This is a genomic window from Piscirickettsia salmonis LF-89 = ATCC VR-1361, assembly GCF_000297215.2.
Lineage (GTDB): Bacteria > Pseudomonadota > Gammaproteobacteria > Piscirickettsiales > Piscirickettsiaceae > Piscirickettsia > Piscirickettsia salmonis.
Map to the genome: position 1 here is coordinate 20442 of NZ_AMFF02000026.1, position 7167 is coordinate 27608.

At 39.7% G+C, this 7167-nt stretch carries 7 protein-coding genes; 5 read left to right on the plus strand and 2 right to left on the minus strand.

Going from position 1 to position 7167, the window contains the following annotated elements:
• The first annotated feature begins 90 nt into the window (after positions 1-90).
• Positions 91-1590 carry a sodium-dependent transporter gene (locus C200_RS03860; RefSeq protein ID WP_230383271.1) on the plus strand — a complete coding sequence of 500 codons (1500 nt, stop codon included), beginning with the start codon at positions 91-93 and terminating at the stop codon, positions 1588-1590.
• A gap of 178 nt (positions 1591-1768) precedes the next feature.
• Here C200_RS03860 and C200_RS03865 read toward each other — a convergent pair whose 3' ends face one another.
• Entirely contained in the window at positions 1769-2191 is a 423-nt protein-coding gene (locus C200_RS03865; protein WP_032126324.1) for a hypothetical protein, read from the minus strand.
• The gene (locus C200_RS03870) at positions 2191-4398 is read right to left on the minus strand and encodes a vWA domain-containing protein (RefSeq protein WP_230384836.1); all 2208 of its coding nucleotides are present in this window, start codon (positions 4396-4398) and stop codon (positions 2191-2193) included. The genes C200_RS03865 and C200_RS03870 overlap by 1 nt, the downstream gene beginning before the upstream one ends.
• 131 nt (positions 4399-4529) lie before the next feature.
• Here C200_RS03870 and minC point away from each other — a divergent pair, with 131 nt between their 5' ends.
• The 4 genes from minC to C200_RS15325 all read left to right on the plus strand — a co-directional run bounded on the left by minC (position 4530) and on the right by C200_RS15325 (position 7121).
• Entirely contained in the window at positions 4530-5345 is an 816-nt protein-coding gene (minC, locus tag C200_RS03875) for a septum site-determining protein MinC (protein ID WP_016209813.1), read from the plus strand.
• Positions 5346-5445: 100 nt separating this feature from the next.
• Positions 5446-6264, plus strand: a complete 819-nt coding sequence (minD, locus tag C200_RS03880; protein ID WP_016209824.1) for a septum site-determining protein MinD — start codon at positions 5446-5448, stop codon at positions 6262-6264.
• The gene (gene minE / locus C200_RS03885; RefSeq protein ID WP_016209808.1) at positions 6261-6629 is read left to right on the plus strand and encodes a cell division topological specificity factor MinE; all 369 of its coding nucleotides are present in this window, start codon (positions 6261-6263) and stop codon (positions 6627-6629) included. The genes minD and minE overlap by 4 nt, the downstream gene beginning before the upstream one ends.
• Before the next feature lie 342 nt (positions 6630-6971).
• On the plus strand, positions 6972-7121 hold the full coding sequence (locus tag C200_RS15325) for a hypothetical protein (protein ID WP_016209806.1): 150 nt from the start codon (positions 6972-6974) through the stop codon (positions 7119-7121).
• Positions 7122-7167 lie beyond the last annotated feature (46 nt).

Sequence of the window (7167 nt, forward strand, 5' to 3'; positions counted from 1 at the left end):
TTTATCTTGGCCAATAAAATGCTAATAATTTGATAAGAACAAGAGGGGCGCTCTCTACCTTTTCTTTAGTTAACTGAACTGGAGGACTTTATGAGCATGGATGTTCGACAAAAATTTTCTTCACCGTGGATTTTTATTCTCGCAGCAATAGGGTCAGCTGCAGGATTAGGCAATGTATGGCGTTTTCCTTACCTTGCTTACGAAAATGGCGGTGCTAGCTTCTTTATTGCTTACTTAATTTGCTTAATGATTATTGGCTTGCCATTTTTACTGTTAGAAAATGGCATGGGGCAAACCACCGCCAAAGCTGCCCCTGAAGCCATGGGCACCGTCAGTAGAAAATATAATTTTCGCTGCATCGGTTGGATGGGTGTTCTCGTTTCTATGTTTATTTTAAGCTATTACATTGTGATTGCTGGCTGGGTAACAAATTATGCCGTTCATTCACCGACCATGCCCTGGCAAACCGATAGTGGCCAATATTTTTATCAACACTTTCTAGGCTTAACAGATAACATCAATCAAACAGGCAAGTTTAATGCCTTAACGCTAATCTTTGTTGTATTACTCTACGTTGCCTTATACTTTGTGATGCGTCGTGGTACTCAAGGAATTTCTGCTGTTGCTCTTTTTATTACGCCCATTCCTTTTATTTTGCTCACACTCTTAGCCCTTAACTCACTTTTTTTATCTGGCTCTGGTACAGGCTTAAAATTTTTCTTTCTACCCGACTGGTCTAAATTATTTACCTTAAAAATATGGGCCGCTGCGGCTGGACAGGTATTTTTTACCTTGTCGTTAGGCGCCGGTATGATGTTTGCCTATGGCTCCTTGCTCGATAAAAAAGTAAATTTAAAGCGTGCAGTACTAAGCATTATTGCTGGTGATACTCTATGCTCTATTATTGGCGGCACTGCTATTTTTGGTGTCCTTGGCCATATGGCGACCACCCAAGGCGTCCCTGTCACAGAGGTGGTTCAAGGTGGGATTGGCCTCGCTTTTATTGCTTATCCAAAGGCACTTAGCTTATTACCTGTTCTCCCAGAGGTTTTCTCGCTCGCCTTTTTCCTCGCCTTACTCACACTGGCCTTTACTTCCATGGCCTCTCTTGTCGAAGCTGCTGTTGCGCCTATTGTTCAAGCAAAACCATCGTTAACACGGGCAAACGTCTTACTGATCTATTTCACCATTACACTCTGCTTTGGCTTATTGTTTATGCGCGGCAATGGCCTCTATATGCTGGATATTATCGATCACTTTACCAGTGGCTATATGATGATGTTTGTCGGCATGCTTGAAGCCATTATTATCGGTTGGTTCTATCCCATCAGCCAACTACGCACACACTTAGAAACGAACAGTCCAAGCAAAATTTCACCGGCTTTTGATTGGCTCGTTAAACTAGTGATCCCACCTATTCTTGCCTGCTTACTCTTCAGTCAACTGCATACTGATTTAGTCCATCGTTATGGTGATTACCCACTAGAATACCTCATATTCTATGGTATTGGCGTGATGACATTTGTTATCATTATGAGCATTGTACTGTCGCGCTCGCTCTCTCACGATAAGCTTATCCCGTCTAGTTAATAGATATTATGCTCAATAAAGCAATAAATTAAGAGGGCCGAGTTCCTCTTAATTTATTGCCCTTTTGCTCTTTATTAAAAAACAATTCACAAGAGATATTAGGTATGATATTAGATAGTTAGCTCAGGCACTGATTTTAATTTGGATTTATAATCAAAAATAGCGAGAGAAATATTACTTATTCACTCCCTTCAATATCTTCTTCCATGCTCATATCTAAACTTGCGTCACTATCATCTACCGCTTCTTCCTCAAAATTAAACTCTTGGTTTAAAAATCTCAAGCGTTCTATAGACTTTTCTAAGGCAACAAACTCCTCTAACTTAAAATTTAATAATAAAGTAATGATTTGCTGATAGATCACCCCTTCTAACTGTATTACTTGTGGCGCTACTTTTTCAGGCTCTTCAAATTTTGTTTTATGAGTAATAAACTGTATCAATACTTGCAAGCGCTCTTTATTTTTATTTTTTAATACCTGCACATGCTCAGTGAGTAATTTTATTTTTTTACCGCGTGAACGCATCCCCATAAACCAAAATAATACAGCAATAATAACCGCCTCAAGAATAAGCATCCCCATGATTAATACCACCCCCATCACGCTTCTCCTTTCTCTTCATCACTGTTCTTATTCTTATTATCATCGCCTGTGTTATTATCTTTTGTATTATCGATCGTACCTTCTGCCTCAGCCATACTCTGCAACATTTTTCTCTGGCGTTTACGCATAATTATAATCAACGGAATAAATACCGCAGCAGCAACGAAGGCACTGGCTAACACTATAAAAAACAATATCGTAATTAAGGAAGAATCCGTATTACTCTCGCCTGATTTTTTTACAGTGCCCTCAGTATGTTCATTGATTTCTTCAATAAAGTCGCTTTCAGAGATCTCATCATCAGCCTCCTCTGCAGATTTTTTATGATTTTCATCGCTATCGTCTCCAAGTAGCTCATCTTCAGAAGGAGACTCTTCTTCGACTGTTTGCTCTTCTGCAGCACCGCCAAGTTCTTCAGCACTTTCATTTTCTTCAGCTCGAGTGTCTTCCATTGGTGACGAGGACATTGCTGAAACTGATGAGGATGATGAGCCTGCTGCAGACGGTACCACTGTCCCTTCAACCGCATAAACAGACTCTAATATCCCAAACGGGCGCTGAGCAATCGTTACACCCGATAATTGAGCACGTATTTGATAACTCTGCCCTACGGGTAAGGCAGGTAACCAAAACATCCAAGAGCCATTCCCTTGCTTTTCTAAAGTAATTTCCTTATGTTGGAGCTGTGTAGAAGGTGAAGAAGATGTAGATTTCACAAAAACACGTAATTTTAAATCATCACTTTCAACCAAGTCATGGCGTGCAGTGATAGTGATTGCATACATAGGCTGCTGGTTATCACTGATCACCTTGTGCATCCAAGTAATAGGTGAATTAAACACCTGAACCTTCTGTACAAATTCACGCTCAAAGGTAATGCCATCTGCAAATAGGCGAATTTCCATAATCGAGGGGTCATGTCCGGCTTCTGTCATTGCCGTAACATCCATCACATATTCTGCCTGCTCTGGCCTACTAGCTGAAATAATATTACGTATTGACTCTTCTTTACCACGAATATTTCCTACTAATTTAATCACTTTAATGACATTAGGATCATTTAGTAACTTGCCTTGATTTAAAATTTTTGCTTTTAAACGAAAACGCTCGCCAGCAAAGGCAATTTTTGGTAACTCATCCACCTCTAACTGCAATTGCGTCATAATTAATATTTTACTCAGCGGGCTTAGATAATCAGCCAAAATATGCCATTGGCCATACAAGGGCTTTGATAAGGTAATCAAGCTAAATAAATCACGTTTGACCCAGCGAATCCATTTAGGGTGACGCTGATAAGAATAAGTCACACCCACAGGAGACTTTAACATCACCGGCTTGGCTGTTTTTATATTATCTTGACGCAATAATAAAATCGTTGCTTCTTCAACACTACGATCAACATAAAACGCATTTTTAAAAATAGGCAACTCATCTGCAGCGGCCACTTCAGTAAAAATACTTAAAAAAGCCTGCTGTAAACTTTCTTTATTTTCTATCAAATAAACACGCCCATCCGTCGCATCACTTAAGCGTGTTAAAATACCATCTTCTTGGGCACTAACCTCGCCCTCATTATTCCCCTCAGTGCGATCTATATCCAAAGGACCGAATGCCGCAATATAAACACGAATATCGCGTGCTTGTAAGAACGGGATGAGCTCATCTATAATACGTGATTTATTCGCCAGATTCTTCCCTTCTTTAGCGCTGACTTTAAGCTTATTACCAGTTAGAATAATAATATTACGTTCTTTATTTGACTCATTATGAGCCCAACCTTCCGTCACTTTACGCAGTGCTTGATCCAGATTACTAAAGCGTGTTTGTAATTCCAAGGCCTTAACCTTGTGATCCGCCTCTTGTAACCAGTGTTGGCTTACTTTGCCATAAGGCATATTAATATTAACTAAATCACCAAACTCCCAAACACCAGCATAACTCCCCTTGGGTAATATACTCACCAACATGCGTAATGCTTCAATGCGTAACTTGCTCGGGTCATTCTTTTCTAGGTTATCCGAAGCATCAACCAAAATTCGCGTATCATACACTTTACCAAAGCCAGTGTTTGCAAGAGTACTGGGAGAATAAATAACCAGAACTAAAAAAAACGTAATTATCCGCGATATTATAAACAGCAAAGGCATACTCAAACGTGAATGCACAACATTTTTATTCACGGTTAAGCATGTTTTCCCTCTCATGAGAACATCCCTTTACGACTCAGCTCATTTTCCCAGATAATTTTAATATCGGCAAAGTGCTTGAGTTCTTTACAGCAGTGCCATACAGTGTAGGAAAATAAACGAAAACAATGAATGAAAAACATTAGCTTATGAATACAGCCTTACATGAAACTGACATCGCAAAAACAACAGCACCTGTCACCACCTGCCAATTAAAGGGCAGTTTATTCACGCTGACCGTACTACTCATTTACAATAGTGATATCAATCAATTAGAAAAAGAACTGCAAGAAAAAGTCAAATACGCGCCTCACTTTTTCCAACATACTCCCACCGTACTTGATATTAGTCAGTTTAAACTCGCTGAAGTCCCCGACTTTTTTGCCATACAAACCTGTTGCCGGCGCTTAGGCCTAATCCCAGTGGCTGTGCGTGGTGGCAATCAAACACAACACATGGGTGCACAACACGCAGGCTTTGCTATTTTACCTGCGGCTAAAGAAGAGCCCGCCGTAAAAAAAACAGTGACTATCGCTTCAAAGCAGCAGCGCCAAGAGCCTTCTGCGAGTTCATCTTCTGCACAATCACAGTCTGCCACAGCAGATAAAGCGCCCTCTGTTACAGAAACCACATCTAAAGCAAAAAACAAAATTATCACTAAACCCGTGCGTTCAGGTCAGCAAATTTACAATGGTGAAGGCGACTTAATTATCTTAAGCAGTGTCAGCCCAGGCGCAGAATTGATTGCCGATGGCAATATTCACGTTTATGGCACCCTCAAAGGGCGCGCCTTAGCCGGTGTCAACGGTAATCAACACGCACGTATTTTCTGTGGGCGCTTGGAAGCTGAACTCATTTCCATTGCTGGGCAATACAAAATTAATGAAGAAATTCAATGTTATAGCCAAGACAACCATCTACAGATTTACTTAGAGCATAATCAACTCCTCATCCGTCCACTATAAATTCACTTGCTTTTAATTAAAATACATAACAAAATTACCTTTAAATTTATGACACTATAACTAAAACAACTAAAACTATTAATTAAAGGAAACCATCATCGTGGCAAAAATTGTCGTAATTACCTCAGGTAAAGGCGGTGTAGGCAAAACCACAACCAGTGCAGCATTTGCAACCGGCCTGGCAGAACGTGGCTATAAAACCGTCGTTATTGACTTTGATGTCGGCCTGCGTAACCTCGATTTAATCATGGGCTGTGAACGTCGAGTGGTCTATGACTTTGTCAATGTGTTACAAGATGAAGTAAACTTAACTCAAGCACTGATTAAAGACAAACATGTTGATAACCTCTTTATTCTACCCGCCTCACAAACGCGCGACAAAGATGCACTGACCAAAGAAGGTGTTGAAAAAGCACTCAATGAATTGAAAGAAAAATTTGACTATATTATCTGTGATTCTCCTGCAGGCATTGAAAAAGGTGCTCTCATGGCCCTTTATTTTGCTGATGAGGCGATTATTGTTACCAATCCTGAAGTCTCTTCAGTCCGCGACTCCGACCGCATTCTAGGTGTATTATCCAGTAGATCTTATCGAGCAGAACAAGGTCAACCTCCTGTTAAAGAGCACTTATTAGTGACTCGCTACAATGCTGAGCGCGTTGAAAACGGTGATATGCTCAATATCGAGTCTGTCAAAGAAATTCTTGCTGTTCCCTTAATGGGAGTGATTCCTGAGTCAAAAGCGGTCTTGCGTGCGTCAAATACCGGCAATCCAGTCATTCTTGATAAAGACAGTGATGCCGGACAAGCCTATGCTGATGCTGTCTCACGCTTTTTAGGCGAAGAGATTGAATATCGTTTTATCACAGTACGGAAAAAAAATATATTTCAGCGTTTATTAGGAGGATTTAAGGCATGAGCATCCTCGACTATTTTTTTAATAGTGCGAATAATAAACGCAAGCGCAGTGCTGATGTTGCCAAAGAACGTTTACAAATTATCGTCGCTTATGAGCGTAATCAACGCCAAAAAAGCCCTGATTATTTGCCTTTATTGCGCCAAGAAATTATGGCGGTCATCAAAAAATACGTGCATGTTGATAGTGAGCAAATTAAAGTCGAGCTTAATCAAGACCAAGAACGTTCGGTGCTTGAGCTTAATATTATGCTGCCACCAGAAGAAGAAAAGGCACAAGAAGAAAATAGTTCGAATAATAACGAGGCTACTCAAACACAAGCAACAGAACAACAAAAAGAAAAAAACGCAGACGAAGCCCTCTCTTAGGGCTTCTTTAAATCTTCACAACCACATTTATAAAATCAGTACTGTACTTTAATCATCCAGATTCAAAATGATATGACTCCGATTTAGTGAATATATATTTACTAAGATATAGTTGGCTCTCAACGAACTCTATACTGAAACAAGCGAAGTTGGTTATTTAATCTGGCCACCTGTCGATGCTTTATTGCTTGAGCCTGAGGCTATTCAGCAATTAACAGCGCCTATCTCATAAAAAAATAAACATAAATTTGATGGTAATAAATCTTATTTGACCGGCTGACATATTGCTTTTAACATCTAAAACATTAAAATAGCGCTATACGCTTATAAGGCATTATTACTATGAATTCAGATCAATTACTCGCAATTGGCGCTGCACTAGTTAAAGCGGTTCGCCAAAATATTAAATATTCAGCAAATCTTTATTTTTTATATAATAAAAAGCTTAAACCTTTCTTTGAAGGTAGAGAAAAAAAGTTAAACTCTACGTAAGCGTCGCTACCTCGGTAGGTATTTTGCACATCCAATGATGCAAAAT

Coding starts and splice junctions, on each gene's coding strand:
- C200_RS03860 (WP_230383271.1), top strand. CDS start 91: ATGAGCATGGATGTTCGACAAAAATTTTCTTCACCGTGGATTTTTATT.
- C200_RS03865 (WP_032126324.1), bottom strand. CDS start 2,191: ATGGGGGTGGTATTAATCATGGGGATGCTTATTCTTGAGGCGGTTATT.
- C200_RS03870 (WP_230384836.1), bottom strand. CDS start 4,398: ATGAGAGGGAAAACATGCTTAACCGTGAATAAAAATGTTGTGCATTCA.
- C200_RS15325 (WP_016209806.1), top strand. CDS start 6,972: ATGAATTCAGATCAATTACTCGCAATTGGCGCTGCACTAGTTAAAGCG.
- minC (WP_016209813.1), top strand. CDS start 4,530: ATGAATACAGCCTTACATGAAACTGACATCGCAAAAACAACAGCACCT.
- minE (WP_016209808.1), top strand. CDS start 6,261: ATGAGCATCCTCGACTATTTTTTTAATAGTGCGAATAATAAACGCAAG.